Here is a 19,942-nt window from a genome sequence, read left to right on the forward strand (position 1 = left end):
CGCAAAAAGCCATCGTGGGATGTCTCGAACGCCTCACGCGCACTCGCCAGCCGGCGGCGAGTCCGCCGGCGCTTCTCGCGGCGCGCGCCGTAGCCGAATCTCCAGCGGCTCGCGCGCGGACAGGTGAACATCGCGCTGCGGGAAGGCCATCAATAATCCGTTCCGGGCGAAGGATTCATAGATTGCCTGGTGCAACTCGGTGATGACGCCGATGCGCTCGTCGAGCGAGTCCAGATAGCAGCGCAGGATCACGGTCAGCGCGTTGTCTCCGAAACCCTCGAAGCTGACTAAGGGGGCCGGATCGTCAAGCACTTTTACGTGCTGCTCGGCGATCTGCCTCAGGAGCGATAGCGCCAGTTTGGTATCGCTGCCATATTCGATGCCGATCGGGATGGTGATGCGATTCTGTTGGTCGGTCAGCGTCCAGTTCAATAACCGCTCGGTGATGAATTCCTTGTTCGGCACCAGCAGTTCCTGCTTATCCCAGTTGCGGATGGTGGTGGCGCGAATCTGGATATTGGTCACCACGCCCGTGGTCTCGCCGATGGTCACGATGTCGCCGACCCGCACCGGACGCTCGAACAGAATGATGAGACCGCTGATGAAATTGGCGACGATTTCCTGAAGACCGAAGCCGATGCCCACACCCAAGGCGGCAACCAGCCACTGCACTTGCGACCAACTGAACCCCATGGTGCTGAAGGCGAGCAGGAAGGCGACCGCCGTGATGAAATAGCTCACCAGGGTCTTGATGGCATAGCGTCCCCCGGCGGACACCGAGGCGCTTTGCAGTAACAGGATTTCCAGGAGCGCGGGCAGGTTCCTGGCCGCGACCGTCGCGATGAACACGATCACCAGCACCAGGCCAACATCCGCCGCGGTGACGGGGATCCGTTGTTCGCTGCCGTCGACCATGCCGGTGTAATGCCAGAGCGCGAACTCCTCGAACACCGTAAAGGCGGGAAGCACATCGGACCAGGTCAGCCAGAGTCCAACAAAGGCGCTGAAGAAGATCGAGGCATTGATGAGTCGGCGGGTTTGCTCGTCCAGGGCGGCAAGATCGGGTTCCGGCTCTTCCGCCGGCGAGACCTCCGAGGCAGGCGCCCCCTCTGTCCGCTCGGTCTCTGCCTGGGCGCGTCGCGTCGCCTGTCGGTCAAGCGCGGCCTGCAGGGCCAGCCGGCGTCGGGTGACGATTAGCCAGCGCACGATCGATTGATGCAGCACCACGAGGGCCAGCACGAGCCAGGTCTGATAGACCAGCGATTGAAAAAGCACGCCCGCAGTATAGACGTAACCGAACAGCGCCAGGCCGGCCAGGGCCAACGGCCCGCCGACGATGAAGGGAAACCAGAGATGGCGCAGACGGCTGAGCCAGCCGTTCGGTTGTGCCGCGAGCATCCGCTTCAGGACGCCCCGCTCGGGATGCAGCAGACGGGCAAAAAAGATCGCGAAGCCGAGCATGCTGGCAACCAGCGTCAGGCGTCCCAGACTGCCGGTGTAGGCGGAATCGTTATGGTTGTAGAGGGTGACAGTGATCAGGGCGGTGGGGATGATATAGAGGCTAAACCAGTCGAAATCGCGCCGGAGACTCTTGAGGGTCTCGCCGCTCCAGCGGAAGTGCCGATCGGCGACGCCGCCCGGAATGCAGAGCATGCGAAATGCCCGCAGATAATACAGCCCGAAGGAGACTTCGGCGAGCGCGGCCCCGAAGGCGCGCGTAAAGGCGGTGGCATCCACCGAGAGGAGCAACTGCTGGCCCAGCACCCAGGCCAGCAACGGCAGCGGCAGGGCCGCCAGCAGGGTCAGGCCGATGGCCTGGAGCGTAAAGCGGAGATGATCGGTACGCACCCGCCGCAAGGGTTCGGCGGTGGCGCGGATCGCGCGCCGGAGCGACGAAATCTTCCAGAACAACAGCGCAACGCCGCCGAGCCCCAGCCAGAACGGGAACGCGTGCCGGATTCGCTCGGCGAGAACCTCCGCGACCTCCAGCCAGCCCTCCCAGGAAAACATCCAGGCCATGGCGGCGGGCAGCGCGCGCAGGGTATCCAGATTCACCATTGAGGTACTGCGGACCCAGAGCAGTCGTTCGGCCAGGAATTCATCGTAGATGTCGGCGCTCAGGACGACCTGCTCGGCGGCATAATTCAACTCGCCAAGCTGACGGATGTACTCGTCCTCGACGCTCAGCGCCTGCTCAATCAATGGTTTGCGCTGTCGCAGCGTCTCGGTGAGCTGGCTATGGACTTGAGGCTCCCGGGCGGAGTCGTCATTCGTGGTCAATTCGCCGAGATAACGAGCGAGGTCACGCAACCGGCGCTCTTCTTCCCGGTAGCGGATCTGACGCAGGGTGGCTTCGGCGATCTCGTCCTCCCGCGCCTCGATCGTTTTTCGATACTCCCCCAGATCGGGAAGTTGACTGCGCCGATCCAGCAGCACCTGACCGAGCGCCTTGCTTAATCCCGCCGCGTCCAGCCGCTGTCTGGCACCGCGAAAATCCTCCTCGATGCGTTTGCGTTCGCTCTCGATCCGGGCGAGTTCGCCGCTCATTCCATCCAGCTTTTGGGCGAGTTTCCCCAGCGAGTCGGTGATGTCCGCGTTCTGTTCGGTCAGCTCGCGCACCAGCGGGTGTTTGTCTTCCGCCGCCCGCTTCGCTTCCTCGGAAGCCATTTGCGCCGCCTGGGCTTCATCCGTGCGGCGTTTGTTCTGCAGATCCTCCAGCAACCGCTGGCGGTTTTTCAAACGCAGCAATGACTGCGCGGCCTGGTCGCGCTGGGCCTTATAGAGCGACTCGCGGACCGATTGGCTGAGCAACTCCTGCTCGATCATGCGGCCCTCGGCCCAGAGTGCCGCGCGCTGGGTCTCCAGCGCCCAGCGGCGCGCCTGGGCAAGATCGAGCGCTTCGCCCGCGACGGTCACCTGGCTCAGGTCGGCGTCGATCTGATCAAGCTGCTGCTTCAACTCGGTCATGCGCGCGCGGGCCGCCGCTGGGCGATCCACGTTGCCATCGATCAGCTTCTCGAATTCGCCGACACGGGTTTCCTCGATCGCCGCATCGGCCAGCACCTTGCCCAACCGCTGGTTGATCTCCAGGGTCGGAAGGGTGTCCGGAATTTTCTCGGCCCGATCATCCGCGCTCGACGCGTCTTGCTCCAACTGTTTCAGGATGGTTGCGGTCGTCTTCGGGGCTGTCTTGAGCGATTGCGCGAAGTCGTCGGCTTTGGCGTTGAAATTGTTCGCGTCCTCCAGGTTCGATTGGGCGCGGCGATACTGCTCGATCAAGACCGCTTTCGCGGCCTTGGCCGCTTCGTCCAGTCCAGTCGCGGACTCGGCTTCGGCGATCTTGCTGGCGATCTGGCTGACAGTGGGAAGGTTGGCGGGACCGTTCGATGGCTGTGCCGCGGTCGCCATGGTCGCGACCAACAGCAGAAGCAGCAGGGCGATCGCGATGTGTCGAGCTGGTTTGGATGCGCGCGTCGCTGACGCGGCAATCGCTGGGCGAGCGCTACCCTGCAACACTGAAAAAAACGACAAGATTCCACCTCTTCGTGATGACTGCTGAATCTGGATGGTCCGCGGTTGACCGGGGCTTGGCGTCCGGTGTGCGGGCGGCGCTCAGAGCGATTTGATGAACACCTTGGAATTACGCTGAAAATTATAGAGAACCTGCTTTTCCATCGGTAGCTCATCGAGCCCGGCAGGCTGGAATCCACGTTCCTGAAACCAGTGCGCCGTCTGGGTCGTCAGCACGAACAACCGCCGGATCTGGCGCGCGCGGGCGAGCCCTTCCATGTGTTCGAGCAGACGGTCGCCACGTCGCGCGCCCCGATAATCCTGATGAACCGCGAGACAGGCCAGTTCGGCCATGCCGTCGCTCGGATAGCCGTAGAGCGCGGCGCAGGCCGTCACCAAACCGTCGCGCTCGGTCAGCACGAAGCGGTCGATTTCGGTTTCCAGACGCTCGCGCGAGCGGCGCACCAGCACGCCGCCCTCTTCCAGCGGGCGCAGGAGTTCGAGGATCCCGGCGACATCGTCGATGCGCGCCGGGCGCAGATCCTCGAAGGGCTCGGCCGAGATCAGCGTGCCGCTGCCGTCGCGGGTGAAGAGTTCGCGCAGCAGCGCGCCATCCTGACGGCGCGCGACCAGATGGACGCGCCGAATCCCGTTGCGACAGGCATCGGCCCCGGCGCGCAGACAGACGGCGACCTCCCTGGGCAGCGTGGGATTGCCGGTCAGCAAGTCATCGACGTCGCGCGCCAGCAGATTCGGGGCGAGCCGCTCGATCTCGGCAGTGCCGGCGTGTTCGATCAGAAAAATCAGCTTGTCGGCGCCCAGGGCGACCGCCGTGCCGCGGGCCACGTCCGCCGCGCTCAGATTGAACACTTCGCCGGTGGGCGAGTAACCCAGGGGCGGCATCAGGGCGACCGCGCCCTGTTCGAGCATCGCTCGCAGGGTGCGGTGGTCGACCCGGCGCACCGCGCCCGTGTGTCCGTGGTCGACGCCCCCGATCACGCCCAGCGGCCTTGCGGTGACAAAGTTGCCGGAGACGACCGGGATGCGCACCCCAGCCATGGGCGAGTTGGCGAGCCCCAGCGACAGCAGCGCCTCAATCTCGACCCGCACCACGCCGGCGGCCTCCTTGACGCAGGCGAGCGCCGTAGCGTCCGTCACCCGCAGGCCATTGACATAGCGCAGTTGCGCCCCCCGGCTGGCCAGACGGGACTCGATCTGCGGGCGCGCGCCATGCACCAGCACCAGCCGGATCCCGAAGCCATGGAGCAGGGCGATGTCATGCACCAGATTCGGAAAGCGGGCATCGGCGACCGCCTCGCCGCCAAAGGCGATGACAAAAGTTCGTCCGCGATGGGCGTGGATATAGGGCGTGGCCTGGCGCATCCAGTCCACGAACGGGTCGCGGCCCTGGTCGGTGTCGACCGGGGCGGAAGTCAAAGCAGGCACGTCGGTATTGCCTCGTCGGAGAATGTTGGAAAGATTCGGACGTTTCAACCGATCCCCAGCCTGGCCAGACGGTAGCGCAGCGATTTCAGGGGCATCTTCAGTTTTTTGCCCGCAGCGGCCTGGTCCCCCCCGGTCTCGTCGAGCGCATTGAGAATCGCCCGCTTCTCGATCGCGCGTAGAGAATCTTCCAGGGGGATGCTCTCGTCCACAGTGTCGTGCGAGCCCGCGGGCGCTTCCGTCCTGGGCAGATAGAGATCGTCGACGTCGATCCGCTCGCCCTCGCAGAGAGCCAGGGCGCGTTCCAGGATATTTTCCAGTTCGCGGACGTTACCGGGGAAGGCGTACCGAGTCAGCGCACCGATCGCCTCGGCCGATAGCTTCAGTGCGGGTTGGTCGCCGTGGCGGCCCTGCTGGCGGGCGAGTCGCTGGAGCAATCGGTCCGCGAGCAGCGGTATATCCCGCGGCCGTTCGCGCAGCGCCGGCATCCGCAGCTCGATGACGTTGATGCGATAAAAGAGATCCTGGCGAAAGCGCCCCCGCTCGACCTCGGCCGTCAGATCGCGATGGCTGGCGCTGATGATGCGCGCGTCCACCGCAACCTCGCGCTGGGCGCCGACGGGACGCACGCTCTTCTCCTGGATCGCGCGCAACAGCTTGACCTGCGTCGCTAGGGGCAGATCCGCGACCTCGTCGAGAAAGAGCGTCCCGCCCTCGGCGGCCTGGAACAGCCCTTCCTTATCGCTGATCGCCCCGGTGAAACTCCCCTTTTTGTGCCCGAACAACTCGCTCTCCACCAGATCCTGGGGGATGGCGCCGCAGTTTACGGCCACGAACCGGGCCTCGCGACGCGGTCCCTGAGCATGAATCAGCCGGGCCGCCAGCTCCTTGCCGGTGCCGCTCTCGCCGGTGATGAAAACCGGGGCCTGGTTGCGTGCCAGTTTGACGATCAGTTGCCGGATCCGCTCCATCGCAGCCGAATCGCCCAGGAGTTGCGGTCCCGTGTCGCCGCGCTCCTCGTCGCTGGCGGAGGCGTGACCGCGCAGTTTGAGGGCCGAACCGACGAGCCGGCGCAACAGTTGGAGATCGACCGGCTTGGACACGAAATCGAAGGCGCCCGCCTTCATCGCCGCGACCGCCGATTCCATGCTGCCGTGCGCGGTAATCATCGCCACGGGGATTTGTGGATACTGCTCGCCGATCTGGCGGATCAGATCGATCCCGCTGCCATCGGGCAGATTCATATCGGTCAGACAGAGATCGAACTGGCCGCGCTCCAGGTGACGCCTGGCTTCGGCGAGCGTCAGCGCCGTCACGGCCTGAACATCCATCCGTGCAAGCGTGATCTTCAGAAGATCGAGGAGATCAGCCTCGTCATCGACGACGAGCGCCTGGGCCTTGTTCATGGGCATCCGCCCCCTGTTTGATTGAACTGACGATCATGGTGGCAATGATCGATATTTTAGCGGCGATCGATCTGGGTCTGCTCTTCGGTCACAATCCGGCCCCGTTACCCTGCCCGGACAATGGTTGGCGCAAAGAGGTGACAATTTAAACAGAGTATCATCGAGAGGTGTTGCCGTAGCCGACTCCGGTCGCGGCAATCCTGTCGATCACCTGAGAGGAGGAAACCAAAGCATGCGACTCGATCTTGGCCGACGGTTTCTGAGCGCTTGTTTTCTGGCAGCGATCGCCACGGCAACGCCGGCTCGCGATCTGACTCGGGATCAATCGGGCGCGAGCGATCTTCCAGGTGTACCGCGCTTCGCGGATTCGGTCATCATCGGCTATCGGCTGAGCGAATTCGATCAGAGCGAGTTCCCCACCGCGAAATGGGACGACCGCCCCGGCAAAGCCTTTTGGTCGCAATCTATCAAGCTCGAAGGTCGACGCACCCGTCTTCTCTATCTGGCGCCAGCCAATGCCAGTTCGCTGGAGGTCATCGAAAACTATCGGCGGGCATTGGAAAAGCTCGACTATCAGCCCATCTTCCAGTGCTCGGGCTTTGAGGAATGCGGAAAAGACGTTGCCAGTTTCTACACCGACGAGGCGCATGGCAAGAAGTTCACCGACAGCCATCTGCTTAAGTCTGTCTATTCCGGCAATTCCGTGCAGGAACCCCGCATCCATGTCGCGCGCCGGAGCAAACCCGACGGCGATTCCTACGTCTTTGTCTTCGCAGCCTTTCAGGATAATTATGCCGATTCCGAGGCGGGCAAGCGGGTGGCCGTGTTCGTCGAGGAGGTCGTCGCCAGACCGATGCAGGAACGCATGGTGCTGCTCGATGCCGGCGAACTGGCGCGCGGGATCGACGCGGAGGGACGGGTGGCGCTCTATGGCATCCACTTCGATGTCGATCAGGCCAGCCTGCGGCCCGAGTCGCGCCCGCAACTCGAACAGATGGCGAGGATGCTGAGCGAACAGCCCGAGCTGTCGGTGTTTATCGTCGGCCATACCGATAACCAGGGCAGCCTGGAATACAACATGGATCTCTCCCAGCGACGCGCGGCGGAGGTGGTGCGCGCGCTGATCTCCAACTATGGAATCCTGGGCGAGCGCCTGACGCCGATGGGGGTCGCGGGACTTGCGCCGGTCGCCTCCAATGCCGGCGAGGAGGGGCGTGCCCGTAACCGTCGCGTGGAAATGGTCGCCAAGTAAGGATGATTCACCGATGAAAAACGACCTGAAACTCCCCAAGACCTACAAGACCCTGTTGATACTGGCCTGCGTGTTCGGGCCTTTCTACTGGCTGGCTTTCACCGATGACGGGCAGCGGCGCACGGATCTCGCCCTGATGTTCGTGCTCGGAAAACCCGAGTTCAATGCCGCGCTCGATTCCTTCAATAGCGGTTTGACGGAGGCCCGGCTGCGCGAGCTGTTTCCCAAGCTGCGGTTCCAATGCGCCACCGGCGCCAATCCATTCGGTGATCGGCTGTGCGGTGCGGGTATCGGCTCGTTCAACCAGATTCCGGCCTCCTCGGTGACCCTGTTTTTTCTTGGCGAGCAGCTGCGCGCCGCCAAGGTGGTCTACCGGCGTTCATATCATCGAACGGTGCGGGATTGGACGCGCCAACGTCTCGCGCTCCGTGACGACAGCGTCCATCCGGCGTTTGAAAATCGCCAGGACGGACGGGAGGTGATGGCCGAGGCCGTCGGCGATGGCGCGCTTTTCGTGCGCGACGGGGAGCTTTCCAGGACGGACGAGCCGGCGCTGCTCTGGCTGTCTCAGGCCGCAATCGCGACTCGACGCTGAGGTGGGTCCGGCGCACTCAGTGGGTCGGAGCGCCGTGAAAGAAGAGTTCGTAGACGGTAAGCACAATCTCCACCACGATCAGGACCACGATGTACCACTCCACCCGCAGGCTGCGCTTGCTCTGGAGCAGATCGAGGAGTGTGCCGGCGGTGTCGTTGATCAGCGTAAGCTTGCGTTCCAGCGCGAGCTGGCGCTCGCGGATTTCATACTCGGCTTCCAGATTCAGGAACAGACGCTCCAGATCGTGCCGCTCCCAGATCACTTCCGGTTTATCGCCGACCTCGCCGCGTCCGACCATGTCCTGCTGGATCGCCAGTGCCTCGCCGATATGGCGAATCAGGGTGCGGGCGTTGCTTCCGCCACGTCCATGACGCTGGAGGCGATCCGCGAGCGGTTCGATGCGATCGAAAGCGCGCGCCACGCGCGATTCCTGCTCGGCGAGCAGCACGCTCTTGCCGAGGATGTCGGCCACCACCTGGAGCCTTGCCGTTTCCGTGTCGGTCAGGACCACGCGGTCTCGCTCAACCCCTTCGCTGCGTCCTGGGTCGACGGCCAGCACCAGGTTTTCGTACTCGGTCCGCTCCAGCGGCTCTTTCACCAGCGGCCGGAGCTGCTCGATAAAGGCGGCTTCGCTCTCTTGATCGACGCCGAAGAGCACGACTGCGCCGGAGCGCAACAGAACCGCCCGGCCACCGCCAGGCACGGCGACGACGAGTGGGTTGGTCGCAAGCGACTCGAACGGTTCGAGACGCCGTGGATCCAGATAGCGACCGAGCAGAATCGCGCGTGCGGTCAAGGATTCAAGGACAGAAGCGGCGGGTATGGCAGGCATGAGATCCATTCCGGGCGTGGAGGGTGAGTGTGGCGGGAACGGCAAGAGCGCGCAGACGCGCCATGAGGCCGCGCACGATGACCGGCAACCGTCTACAGTACCGCGCTGAAGAGTTCCAGTTGAGGCGGGCCAAGATATAGATCCCGCGTGGTTTGACCCGCGTTGACGTGGGCCGCGCGAAAGGCGTCGGAGTGCGTCCATGCCACGAAGGCGTCCTCGTCCGTCCACTCGGTGAAGGAGGCGAACAGGGTGTATTCGTCGGTCTCGGAGCCCTTGAGAAGATGAAAGCGCACGAAACCGGGCACACGGTCCAGGTAGCTCTCGCGATGGCGCCAATGCTCGACAAAGGTCTCTTCCTGGCCGCGCACGATACGAAAACGGTTCATGGCAAGATACATGATGCAACTCATCCCAAATGGTCAATGGGGCTGATTATAGCGGAATGGCGGATGCCAGCGGTCACTGAGCCGCGATGGCCACGGGGATGGCTGGCGACTCTTTACACCATACGATTTGAATCCGGAAAATCCGAAATGACGATCGAACCGCTCGCTCTCGTTGCCTACTGCGATGGTTTCCTCGACGCCTCGCGCTTCGTCGATTATGCCCCGAACGGCTTGCAGGTGGAGGGCGACCGACCGATCAGGCGGCTGGTCAGCGGCGTCACCGCCTGCGCGGCGCTCATCGACGCGGCACTCGATCGAGACGCCGACGCGCTGCTGGTCCACCATGGCTGGTTCTGGAAAAACGAAAATCCCTGCCTGACCGGAATCAAAGGCCGACGCGCAAGGAAATTGCTCAGCGCGGGCGTCAGTCTCATCGCTTATCATCTTCCGCTCGACGCGCATCCCGAGGTGGGTAATAACGCCACTCTCGGCGGCCGGCTGGGATTCGTGGAGATGGAACCAACCGCGATTGCGAATGGTCTGGTGTGGGTCGGTCGGCTGCCGGCGCCCTTATCGCCCCAGGCACTCGCCGACGCGGTGTCGTGGCGGCTTGGACGACGGGTGACGCATGTGGGACCGGGTCGGGAGTCCATCGAGCGAATCGCCTGGTGTACTGGCGGGGGGCAGGGCTACCTCGAACAGGCCGCCGGCTTGGGGGTCGACGCCTTTTTGAGTGGCGAGCTATCGGAACAAACCACCCATCAGGCGCGCGAATACGGTCTCTGCTATCTGGCGGCAGGCCATCATGCCACCGAACGGTATGGAGTTCAGGCCCTTGGATCGCATCTGGCCGACCGTTTCGAGTTGTTGCACGAGTTCATCGAAATTGACAATCCAGCGTAGACGAAATGTCTTCAGATGTCCGATTCGCCCCGCATTTTCTTGCATTTTCCTTGACCTGCCTGGCAGTAATCGAAGAAAATGCGCGGTCGATTTTGCAGATAATCGTCATATTCTTATTTTCCACCTGAACGTTTCATCCAAGCTGTAGGGTGCACCCGCCGTGAATACGGTCGGCGGCGCTTGAATCAGCCGGGGGATATTGGCCTATGAGCGCGGAAGGCGTGAACAAAATGAGGCGACGAGTACTCGTTGCCGCCACCAGCGTGGTCGGTGCCGTGGGCGCCGGTTACGCACTTGTCCCGTTCGTCGCATCGATGAACCCGAGCGCGCGCGCGCGGGCCGCCGGTGCGCCGGTCGAGGCGGATGTCAGCAAGCTGGAACCCGGTGCCTTGTTGCGCGTGAAATGGCGCGGCAAGCCGGTGTGGGTGGTGCATCGCACCCCTGAGATGATTGCCGCGCTCGCAAGCAACGACCCGAAGCTGGTCGACCCAAAGTCCGAGTTGGCAACGCAGCAGCCGAGCTATTGTCAGAACGCCACGCGCTCCATCAAGCCTGAGTATCTGATCGCGATCGGCATCTGCACCCATCTGGGCTGCTCGCCGACCTACCGGCCGGAATTCGCGCCCGACGATCTGGGTTCCGACTGGAAGGGCGGTTTTTTCTGTCCCTGCCACGGTTCGCGCTTCGATCTGGCCGCCCGCGTGTTCAAGAACGTCCCGGCGCCCACCAATCTGGTGATCCCCAAGCACGCCTATCTCAACGACACCACCATCCTGGTCGGTGAGGACGGAGGAGCTGCCTGATGAGCGCTGAAAAAACCGAAAATGTCAGTTGGATCGACAAGCGCTTCCCGCTGACGGAGACCTGGCGCGCCCATCTCTCCGAATACTATGCCCCGAAAAACCTCAATTTCTGGTCCTTCTTCGGCTCGCTGGCCATCCTGACGCTGGTGATCCAGATCGTCACGGGGATCTGGCTCGCCATGAGCTACAAGCCGGACGCCACCCTGGCGTTCGCTTCGGTCGAATACATCATGCGCGATGTCGACTGGGGCTGGCTGATCCGCTACATGCACTCCACGGGTGCGTCGGCCTTTTTCATCGTGATCTATCTGCACATGTTCCGCGCGCTGCTCTGGGGGTCGTATCGCAAGCCCCGCGAGTTGTTGTGGATCATCGGCGTCGTGATCTATCTGGCGATGATGGCAACCGCCTTTTTCGGTTATCTGCTGCCCTGGGGCCAGATGTCCTACTGGGGCGCGCAGGTCATCGTGAACCTGTTCGCCGCGGTGCCAGTGGTGGGCGAGGATCTCTCGATCTGGGTGCGCGGCGACTATGTCATCTCGGACGCCACGCTGAACCGCTTCTTTGCCTTCCACTTCCTGTTGCCGTTCGTGATCGCGGCGCTGGTCTTCCTGCATATCGTCGCGCTGCATCATGTCGGTTCGAACAACCCGGACGGCATCGAGATCAAGGCTGGCCCGAAAGGCAACCGCTGGAGCGACAAAGCCCCGGCCGACGGCATTCCCTTCCACCCGTACTACACGGTCAAGGATCTGACGGGCGTCATCGTCTTCCTGATCCTGTTCAGCTTGGTGATGTTCTACATGCCGACCATGGGCGGGCTCTTCCTTGAAGCGCCGAACTTCCAGCCGGCCAACCCTATGCAGACTCCGCTGCACATTGCTCCGGTCTGGTACTTCACGCCCTATTACGCGATGTTGCGGGCGGTTCCGCCGATGTGGGGTTCGCAGTTCCCCGGCGTGGTGGTGATGTTCGGCGCCATCCTGATCTTCTTCGTGCTGCCCTGGCTCGATCGCAGCCCGGTGAAGTCGATGCGGTACAAGGGGCCGATCTTCAAGGTGGCCACGGGCATCTTCGCCGTGTCGTTCATCGTTCTGGCTTGGCTGGGCATGCAACCGGCATCGGATCTCTCCACGCTGCTGGCGCAGATCTTCACGACGTTGTATTTCGCCTACTTCCTGCTGATGCCGATCTACAGCTCACTGGATAAGACCAAGCCCGTTCCGGAGAGGGTGACCTCATGAGAAAGCTAATCATCGCCACCCTGTTGCTGCTGTCGCCGGCCATGCTTCTGGCTTCCGGGGGTCCGCCTCTGCAAAAGGCCGACATCGATCTGCATGATCAGGCATCGCTACAGCGTGGAGCCAAGTACTTCGTCAATTACTGCATGGGGTGTCACTCATTGCAGTACATGCGCTATAACCGCTTGGCGGCGGATCTCGGGATCAACGAGATCGCGCTGCGCGAGAACCTGCTCTTTGGTGATGCCAAGCCGGGCGATCTGATGGAAAACGCCATGCGTCCGGAGGACAGCCTGAAATGGTTCGGGGTTGCCATTCCAGATTTGACACTGGTGACGCGCTGGCGTTCTCCGGACTGGGTGTATACCTATCTGAAGAGCTTCTATGTCGATCCAACCCGGCCCTATGGCGTCAACAATGTGATGTTCCCGCTGGTGGGCATGCCGCATGGCCTGAGCGATCTGCAAGGCATCCAGGAGCCGGTTTTCGAGCATGCGCATAAGGAAGGCGGGGAGCCGGTGGTCGTGGGCGTCAAATTGGTCGAGCAGGGTTCGCTGTCGCCCAAGGAGTATGACGCCATGGTGCGAGACATCACGGCCTTCCTGACCTATGCCGGCGAACCGATCCAACTGGAACGCCAGCGGCTCGGCTTTTTCGTGCTGCTGTTCCTCGGCTTCCTCTTCATCCCCGCGTATCTGATGAAGAAGGAATTCTGGAAAGACGTTCACTAGCCATCATCGATTGTCCCGGCGATCCCCGCCCCTTGGGGATCGCCGGTTTCAGCGTTTCATCCGTATCGCCCATCCCACTCGACCGCCCCCCTTTTTTTTGGCATCGCCCGAATCCAGTTGCGGAAAAACGCCATGCGGCGAGGTTTCCAAGGGTTATACTTAAGCGCTTACTCTTCGTATGCCTGAAGGCTGATCGTCTTGCCTCCGGCTACGGATCCGCGCCAGCGACCAGGCAACACCTCAATGCGCCTTTGGACGCCGGCACCCCAAGTCAGCCGACCCGGAATGGTTGGTGATCTGTCTTATTCGAGCCCCGCCGGGCTCAGCCTCAGTGCTGGAGAAGGGAAGTATGGCCGTGGCTGCAAGCAGACGAGCTGTGATGACGTTATTTTCCGATCCCGTTTGCCCTTATTGTCACCAGGTCAGAATGGTGCTGGCCGAAAAAGGGATTGCAGTGGACGTGGTCGATGTCGATGCGCATGACCTGCCCGACGAAGTCATGGACTTCAACCCCTATGGCAAGGTGCCCACTTTTGTCGACCGGGATCTGCGTCTCTATGAGTCGCGGATCATCATGGAATATCTGGATGAGCGTTTCCCTCATCCCCCGCTGCTGCCGGTCGACCCGGTCTCGCGCGCCAGTGCGCGTCTGTTCATGTATCGCGTCGATCATGACTGGTATTCGCTGATGGGGCGCATCCTCAAGGGCAGTGGCGACGATGTCGTCCAGGCCCGCAAGGAACTGCGAGAGAGCCTGATCGTGTCCGCGCCGATCTTTGCCGCCCATACCTTTTTCATGAGCGACGAGTTTTCGCTGGTGGACTGCTGCGTTGCGCCCTTGCTCTGGCGTTTGCCAGTGCTTGACATCGAGTTGCCGCCGCAAGCCGATGCCATCAACGTCTACAAAAAGCGGATTTTTGCCTGGGATGCCTTCCGCCAGAGTCTCACCGAGGCGGAGAAGGAGATGATCGCGGACCTCAGAAAATGAACGATAAAAGCGGAACCATGACCACGAGCAAACCCTACCTGATCCGGGCGATCCACGAGTGGATCCTGGATAATGGAATGACGCCGCACCTTGTCGTGGACGCCAATTATCCGGCCGCGCGCGTACCCTTGGAGTTCGTCGACGAAGGGCGGATCGTCCTCAATATCTCGCCCGGCGCGGTCCAGGGGCTGGTCATCGGCAACGACTGGATTGCGTTCAACGCCCGTTTTGGCGGCGTGGCACGGGAGGTTTCGGTGCCATCCGAGGCGGTCGTCGGAATTTTCACCCGTGAGAATGGCCAGGGGATGGTCTTTCCGGATCCACTCTATCCCGACTCCGTGTCCGACAGCGCTGCGCCGGCATCAGGTCCATCCCTGAAGTCTGTCGCCGACGGCGCCCAGGGGAGCGGACGCCCATCCTCGCCGGGTCAGACAAAAGGCAAAGGAAAAGGCGGGCCAACCCTCAAGGTCGTCAAATAATCGACCTCAAGCGTCCCGGGCCTGATCCGGCAGGCCAAAACTAAGTTCCTCCAGACGCAGCCCGCGCAGTACCAGATAGCCATTGCGCCGACCGACCCCCTCCTCGCTGAAATCGAAGCGATACACCCTGCGTAACCGCAGTCCCTCCGAACGCCAGGCGAGACCAAGCCGGTGAAGCGCGACGGCCTGGTCGAGAAATTGCAGATCGCGCTGCTCGCAGGCCGCCAGACAGATACCGACCGCGATCTCGCGAGCGCGGAGGCTGTCGAGCCAGAACCAGCCGAGGTACAGCAGCAGGAAGATGAGTAGAAGGTTGATCATTCAACGTAGCTGACGACAGTTTTCCCAATCCAGTTCACTTGCCCAGCAGTTTCTGGAAAAAACGCCCGAGATTGCTCCCGGGATTCTGATGGCGAATATCGAGTAGACGCAGAGCAGCGTCGCGGATGCGCTGGGCGCTGGCGGCACCTGGGTTGAGGATCAGATGCGGTTTCTGCATCAGAATGCTCTTTTCGATCAATCCGTCGAGTGGCACACTTCCGATGCAGTCGAGAGTGCCGTTCATGAACTTATCGGTCACCTTCGACAGGCGATCGGCCACGCGATTCGCGTCAGCCGACGAGGCGACACAATTCACCAGTAATTTTAGCGGCTTTGGCTCCTTCGCCAGGATGGTCTTGATCATGCCATAGGCGTCGGTCAGCGAGGTCGGATGAGGTGTGGTGACGATGACGACTTCGTCAACGGCCAGAACAAATCGCATGACATTCTCTCCAATCCCAGCGCCGGTATCGATGATCAAGGCGTCGTAACCAGTCAACCCTTCCAAACCGCGGATGACGTTCCGCCGCTCGTTTTCGCCCAAATCGGCAAGTTCGGCGATGCCGCTTGCGCCAGCGACGAGATCCAGCCCGTAGCCCGTCGGCATAACGATCTGAGCCAGCGTTTTCTGTCCACGCAACAGGTCATGGATGGTCAGCCTGGGAATGATCCCAAGCATGATATTGAGATTCGCCAAGCCCAGGTCACCATCGAGCAGGAGCACCCGGCGGCCCGTTTGAGCGATTGCAATCCCCAAATTGATAGACAGGGTTGTTTTGCCGACCCCGCCTTTTCCGGAAGTGACGCAGAAAGTACGCATGCTTTCGATCGCTATCTTAAAACCGTCTGAACGGAGACCGTGAGATCAGTGACCTGAATCGTTCGTCACGCGGACGACCAGGCACTGACTGCCGATGGCGCGTAAACGCGCACACCAGCGAACGGCATCCTGCTCGCTTGTCCAGTCCAGGACACGCAAACGATAGAACGCGTCTCGCTCATCGCCAAATTCCGATTGAGTGATCTTTATGGCCAGCCCTTCGAGCATGACGGCATAGCGCCTCTCGAAGAGCCGGCGGTCTTCCTTGACCTTGTCCAGTGAACGCCCAGCGAGCAGTTGTATCTGCCAGCGGTCGCGTGAAGGCGTCGGGGGGGTGTCCGATGACTGCATCGCCGCGTTCGATTCGACAGGAAGCGTCGTGGTGTGTGCGGATTCTGGATCAAGCACCGCCCGGGTATCCGCCATCCCCCTCTTGTCCGCGGCTTCCTTGCTTGCCAGCGCCTCGGTCGCCCCGTGTTCCGTTAAGTCGCTTTCGATGTCATGCGTCCGCGTCTCGGCCAGCGGCATCCTGATTTTCGTGTCCGCGGACGTTTCGTCGTTTGCGTTCGCGCCCTCGCGCGCTTCCTGTTCGCGGGCGGTGGGTTCGATGACCGTTATGTCAGCAAGACGCTGCGTCACGTCGCCTGCCATCCCGTCACCGCTTGCGAGCAGTTCGGGAACTGCCGGCAGAGTTGGATTCGCCGCCACGTTGTCCGGCAAAACGTCCGCAACCTTGATGGCAATCTTCTCCGACGTCTCCGGGTGCGCGTCATCCTTGCCCGCGCTCGTGGCCAGCCGCTCGACCGCTGGCCTGGCGTTAGTGGACAGATCCGATGGTTTCGGCAGGGGCAGCACTACCGACGGCAACTGTCGCAGCCAGCGCGGATCATCGGCCACGTCGAGCTTCGGAATCCAAGGCTGGCTCCCTTCTTCGGCAACGGCAGCCCCCATCGGGGTCATGATGAAGAACAGCATCGCCCACGCATGCATGCCGCCCGAAAGAACGCCCCGCCATCGCATCGGTGACTTGGCAGAAAGAATTTCCATCATGGTTGGCTGTTCGTGGTAGGCATATCGATCGTGCAGGTTGCCACGGTTCTTCGCTCGCGTGCCTGCTCGCCGCATATCATCAACTGCTCTCGGTTTTGCGCGACCAATCGCGTGGCAAACAGGATCTCGCGATAAGCGTTTTCATCGGCCCGAGCCAACAGAGCGCTGCCCGCCCGCCAGTAGCGATCGCTGCCAATCAGCCGTGCGCCCAGCTCAATACGCGACTGATCATCCGACATCCAGGCAACCAGCCATAAGACCGATGGCACCGCGAGCAGAACCAACAATCCTGCAATCATCGTGATCCGTCCAGGACGCCACGCCAACTTGAAACGCTCCGGCGGACGCGTTACCTGAAACAGCGCTTCGAGCGCTAGAGAATCCTGAACGCGCGCGGCCTCCTCTGGATCATAGAGACGCGATGAGCGAGAGACCCGCCATGTATCGATCCCTTCGCTCATTTTCACGCGATGCTGAGCCATACGATCCTGGCGCGTCTTGAAATGCCAGGTTCCATCCGGCTGATCACCCTGCTCTCCCATCGTCAGCCACTCGGCGGCCAGCGACAAATAAGCCTGACCGGCCTCGCTTGCCGAGGCATGAATCAAGATTGGCTGGCCGGATTCGTCCGCTTCCTTGACCGTGTCGTCGACTGGTATCTCGCTGAGCAAGGTCATCCGACCATAGTCCTGACGCAGGCGGGCGATCACGCCAGGGTCGGATGCGTCGGCGATATGCATCAGCAGATACAAGCCGTAGAGAGGCTGCGGCAGACCGGCGCGCAGCTGACTAATGGTCTGGATCATCCTCGGCAGCCCGTTCAAAGCGGCTGAATCGCAGGGCAGCGGCATCAGTACCCGGTGCGCCGCGACCAGGGCATTTTGGGTAAGCAGGTCGAGCGAGGGCGGGCAGTCGAGAACCACGTGGTCAAAATCCAGCGACAGGACATCCAAGCTTGCGATGGCCTGATACAGGCGGGTATGACTGTCGCCCATCAAGGCGAGTTTCCTTTCCAGTTGCCCCAGGCCGGCGCTGGCTGGCGACAGGTAGAGTTCCGTAATTCCGGTTGCGACGATCATCTCGCGTGCGATCGTCGCATCAAGCAATGCGCGCTCGGCGCAGCCTCTCCCATGGCCGTCATATCCGAGGGAATGGCTCGCGCGTCCTTCAGGATCCAAGTCCATCAACAAGACGCGCCGACCGGTCGCCGCCAGGGCCAGCGCCAGATTGATAGCGGTCGCGGTCGCGCCGATTCCCTCCTTCTGACTGACGACGGTAATGATTTCCGGTGAGGGCTGCCCCAGGCCCGATGTCGTTCGCGTCATGAGGTTATTTCCGTCCGGATGGGGAGATTGGAGTCATCGCTTGCACCTTCATCAAAGCTGGGCAGACCGGATTGCAACCACCAGGAATCTTGACTTCCCGTCCCGGCGCCAACGCTGAATGATACGGCATCTACATCGCCTCTGCTCCGACGCTTATCGAGTCGTGCGCCGAGGCAGCCGCTATTAAAGCTCAGGTGAGCAGCTTAAAGACGTGAACCCAGTCATTGCGGAGAAATCCGGGGATACACCAAAGCATGCATAATGGCTCGATTGCGCGGGCCGCCGTAGCCTTGCCCATGTCCACCGTTTCCCACCCGAACTGATCGAGGATTCCGCGCACGACCTCTTTCGCCGCTTCGTCGTTGCCGCAAATGAACATCGTTGGTTTGCCGCCCTCAAACTGCGGATTGACCATGCAGGCATTGCCAACCGAATTGAAGGCTTTCACGAAGCGAACGTCTTCAAACTCGCCCTGCAGACGCTCCATCAGGGACTCGTCAAGATTGGTGAAGAACTGCAAGACGCCGTCGGAAGGTGGAGCGTCTGCAATTGGATTGGTCACGTCGATGACCAGCTTACCCGCCAGATTCTCGGTATCCGCGGCATGGAGCGCCTCCGCCGCAGCCGAACCCTTGACTGCCAGAACCAATACGTCGCCAAAACCAGCCGCCTTTGCAAACGTGGAAATGCTGGCCTTGGGATTCTTTGTCGCCCACTCCGCAAGCTTGGACGGCGCGCGCGTGCCAAGCATGACCTCGTGACCGTGCCGGAGAAAACCACCGGCCAGCGCCTTGGCTACATGCCCGAGCCCATGATTCCGATTTTCATACGGTTCGCCATTGCAAGATTTGAGAGCAGCTTCAGGATTTTGAACCAGATGGACTGACACCATCCGGAACTTTAGTCCTCGAAATTATAGCCCGCTCATGGGACACCTATAAAACATCTAATACAACAACTGCACGCCCGTGGTCGCGATGGCGGATCACGCCACCCTGGCGGATCGGCTCGCCCCCCGCAGCCATTTCGATGTTCGTCGAGGAACGTCTTCATCTGCGATTAGGCGATCGACATCTCGAGAAACCATGTCATCAGCGTCGGATTTGACCCGAATAGCGCGTTCCGAACCGGTTAGCGCTCGATCAAGATGTCGGAGGTGCGAAAAAACGATCAGTAGCCGCGGAAATACCAGAGATTGTCCCAGCCCGGCGGAGCGAACATCGGCTCCCCGGTGTCCGCGTGAGCAGCGCTGCCAGGCTCGCTCAAAGAAAAGGGAAGCGGAAGATTGCCAGGCAAGGGATAGGGAAAAAGATTCGGTCCCAGATCGCGAAAAATCTCCCTGTCTCGTTCGATACGCTCCAGTCGCTCGGCCCGTTGGCGTCGAACGTCTTCGTTCCAGGCATCCTGTTGGGCCGCGCCCCTGGGGTTATGCAGACGGCGCAGCGCGTCATAGGTCTCGCGCGTTTCATGGCGACGCGCTTCCCATGCCTGTCGCTGGGCCCGTACCTCATCAAGCCAGGGTGAGCCGGCGTCTGGAAATGCGGATTGCTGGTGCATCTGCGAGGTTTGCGCCAATGGCCGCGAAAGAGGCTCCGCGCTCGTCACGGAGCTGCCCGCCAGGAGGCCAATCAGCAGACAGATCCAACCCCTCCCGGCCGACCATCGGCGGGTCAGGCGAGTGGATCCAGTGGAACGGTCGGTCTGCTGAACGCCTCGCCACAGGCGCGTCGAAGCATCGAATTGCGGATGACCGCGGAACCGTGGGCCTGGCCTTGCATTGATTTCGCGCAATGCAAAGAGCGCCGTCGCCGCGAATCCGCATGACGCGCGATCGCTTTCGCTGACTCGAGGTGGCGG

General features: G+C 61.6%; 19 protein-coding genes. 8 read left to right on the forward strand and 11 right to left on the reverse strand.

Annotation, left to right across the window (positions count from 1 at the left end; genetic code table 11):
* Window positions 1–33: 33 nt before the first annotated feature.
* From CCR95_RS21230 to CCR95_RS21240, 3 genes are all read right to left on the reverse strand, one after another.
* Window positions 34–3,531 carry a mechanosensitive ion channel domain-containing protein gene (locus CCR95_RS21230; RefSeq protein ID WP_201098206.1) on the reverse strand — a complete coding sequence of 1,166 codons (3,498 nt, stop codon included), beginning with the start codon at window positions 3,529–3,531 and terminating at the stop codon, window positions 34–36.
* Between the two features lie 81 nt (window positions 3,532–3,612).
* Window positions 3,613–4,956: an amino-acid N-acetyltransferase gene (gene argA, locus CCR95_RS21235; protein WP_201098208.1), complete on the reverse strand. Its 1,344-nt coding sequence runs from the start codon at window positions 4,954–4,956 to the stop codon at window positions 3,613–3,615.
* A 44-nt stretch (window positions 4,957–5,000) separates the two neighbouring features.
* On the reverse strand, window positions 5,001–6,359 hold the full coding sequence (locus tag CCR95_RS21240; protein ID WP_201098210.1) for a sigma-54-dependent transcriptional regulator: 1,359 nt from the start codon (window positions 6,357–6,359) through the stop codon (window positions 5,001–5,003).
* Window positions 6,360–6,591: 232 nt separating this feature from the next.
* Between CCR95_RS21240 and CCR95_RS21245 the strand changes: the two genes are divergently transcribed.
* Both CCR95_RS21245 and CCR95_RS21250 read left to right on the forward strand, forming a co-directional pair.
* Window positions 6,592–7,611, forward strand: a complete 1,020-nt coding sequence (locus tag CCR95_RS21245; protein ID WP_201098212.1) for an OmpA family protein — start codon at window positions 6,592–6,594, stop codon at window positions 7,609–7,611.
* A gap of 13 nt (window positions 7,612–7,624) precedes the next feature.
* Window positions 7,625–8,206: a hypothetical protein gene (locus tag CCR95_RS21250; protein ID WP_201098214.1), complete on the forward strand. Its 582-nt coding sequence runs from the start codon at window positions 7,625–7,627 to the stop codon at window positions 8,204–8,206.
* A 16-nt stretch (window positions 8,207–8,222) separates the two neighbouring features.
* Here CCR95_RS21250 and CCR95_RS21255 read toward each other — a convergent pair whose 3' ends face one another.
* Both CCR95_RS21255 and hmuQ read right to left on the reverse strand, forming a co-directional pair.
* Window positions 8,223–9,038, reverse strand: coding sequence for an RMD1 family protein (locus tag CCR95_RS21255; protein WP_201098216.1), 816 nt, complete (start codon window positions 9,036–9,038; stop codon window positions 8,223–8,225).
* A gap of 92 nt (window positions 9,039–9,130) precedes the next feature.
* On the reverse strand, window positions 9,131–9,436 hold the full coding sequence (gene hmuQ, locus CCR95_RS21260; protein WP_201098218.1) for a heme-degrading protein HmuQ: 306 nt from the start codon (window positions 9,434–9,436) through the stop codon (window positions 9,131–9,133).
* A 135-nt stretch (window positions 9,437–9,571) separates the two neighbouring features.
* On the opposite strand from hmuQ, the gene CCR95_RS21265 reads away from it, so the two are divergent.
* The 6 genes from CCR95_RS21265 (at window position 9,572) to CCR95_RS21290 (ending at window position 14,569) form a co-directional block, all read left to right on the forward strand.
* The gene (locus CCR95_RS21265; protein ID WP_201098220.1) at window positions 9,572–10,327 is read left to right on the forward strand and encodes a Nif3-like dinuclear metal center hexameric protein; all 756 of its coding nucleotides are present in this window, start codon (window positions 9,572–9,574) and stop codon (window positions 10,325–10,327) included.
* 206 nt (window positions 10,328–10,533) lie between these two features.
* Window positions 10,534–11,130, forward strand: a complete 597-nt coding sequence (gene petA / locus CCR95_RS21270; protein WP_201098222.1) for a ubiquinol-cytochrome c reductase iron-sulfur subunit — start codon at window positions 10,534–10,536, stop codon at window positions 11,128–11,130.
* Window positions 11,130–12,374, forward strand: coding sequence for a cytochrome b (locus CCR95_RS21275; RefSeq protein WP_201098223.1), 1,245 nt, complete (start codon window positions 11,130–11,132; stop codon window positions 12,372–12,374). The genes petA and CCR95_RS21275 overlap by 1 nt, the downstream gene beginning before the upstream one ends.
* Window positions 12,371–13,102 (forward strand): cytochrome c1, encoded by a 732-nt coding sequence (locus CCR95_RS21280; RefSeq protein ID WP_201098225.1) that lies wholly within the window; start codon window positions 12,371–12,373, stop codon window positions 13,100–13,102. Before CCR95_RS21275 ends, CCR95_RS21280 begins: the two co-directional genes overlap by 4 nt.
* Before the next feature lie 349 nt (window positions 13,103–13,451).
* Complete coding sequence (locus tag CCR95_RS21285; RefSeq protein WP_201098227.1) at window positions 13,452–14,090, forward strand: glutathione S-transferase N-terminal domain-containing protein; 639 nt, start codon at window positions 13,452–13,454, stop codon at window positions 14,088–14,090.
* On the forward strand, window positions 14,087–14,569 hold the full coding sequence (locus CCR95_RS21290; RefSeq protein WP_201098229.1) for a ClpXP protease specificity-enhancing factor: 483 nt from the start codon (window positions 14,087–14,089) through the stop codon (window positions 14,567–14,569). Before CCR95_RS21285 ends, CCR95_RS21290 begins: the two co-directional genes overlap by 4 nt.
* A gap of 6 nt (window positions 14,570–14,575) precedes the next feature.
* On the opposite strand, the gene CCR95_RS21295 is transcribed toward CCR95_RS21290, so the two are convergent.
* The 6 genes from CCR95_RS21295 to CCR95_RS21320 form a co-directional block, all read right to left on the reverse strand.
* Window positions 14,576–14,890, reverse strand: coding sequence for a DUF3301 domain-containing protein (locus tag CCR95_RS21295; RefSeq protein WP_201098231.1), 315 nt, complete (start codon window positions 14,888–14,890; stop codon window positions 14,576–14,578).
* Between the two features lie 34 nt (window positions 14,891–14,924).
* Entirely contained in the window at window positions 14,925–15,710 is a 786-nt protein-coding gene (locus CCR95_RS21300) for a P-loop NTPase (RefSeq protein ID WP_201098233.1), read from the reverse strand.
* 45 nt (window positions 15,711–15,755) lie between these two features.
* Window positions 15,756–16,760 (reverse strand): SPOR domain-containing protein, encoded by a 1,005-nt coding sequence (locus CCR95_RS21305; RefSeq protein ID WP_201098235.1) that lies wholly within the window; start codon window positions 16,758–16,760, stop codon window positions 15,756–15,758.
* Window positions 16,757–18,085, reverse strand: coding sequence for a DUF6118 family protein (locus CCR95_RS21310; protein WP_201098237.1), 1,329 nt, complete (start codon window positions 18,083–18,085; stop codon window positions 16,757–16,759). Before CCR95_RS21310 ends, CCR95_RS21305 begins: the two co-directional genes overlap by 4 nt.
* Window positions 18,086–18,275: 190 nt before the next feature.
* Complete coding sequence (locus CCR95_RS21315) at window positions 18,276–18,977, reverse strand: NADPH-dependent F420 reductase (RefSeq protein WP_201098239.1); 702 nt, start codon at window positions 18,975–18,977, stop codon at window positions 18,276–18,278.
* 278 nt (window positions 18,978–19,255) lie between these two features.
* Window positions 19,256–19,642, reverse strand: a complete 387-nt coding sequence (locus CCR95_RS21320; protein WP_201098240.1) for a hypothetical protein — start codon at window positions 19,640–19,642, stop codon at window positions 19,256–19,258.
* Between the last annotated feature and the right edge of the window lie 300 nt (window positions 19,643–19,942).

Origin of the sequence: Thiocystis minor, from assembly GCF_016653465.1 — a bacterium.
GTDB classification, from domain to species: domain Bacteria; phylum Pseudomonadota; class Gammaproteobacteria; order Chromatiales; family Chromatiaceae; genus Chromatium; species Chromatium minus.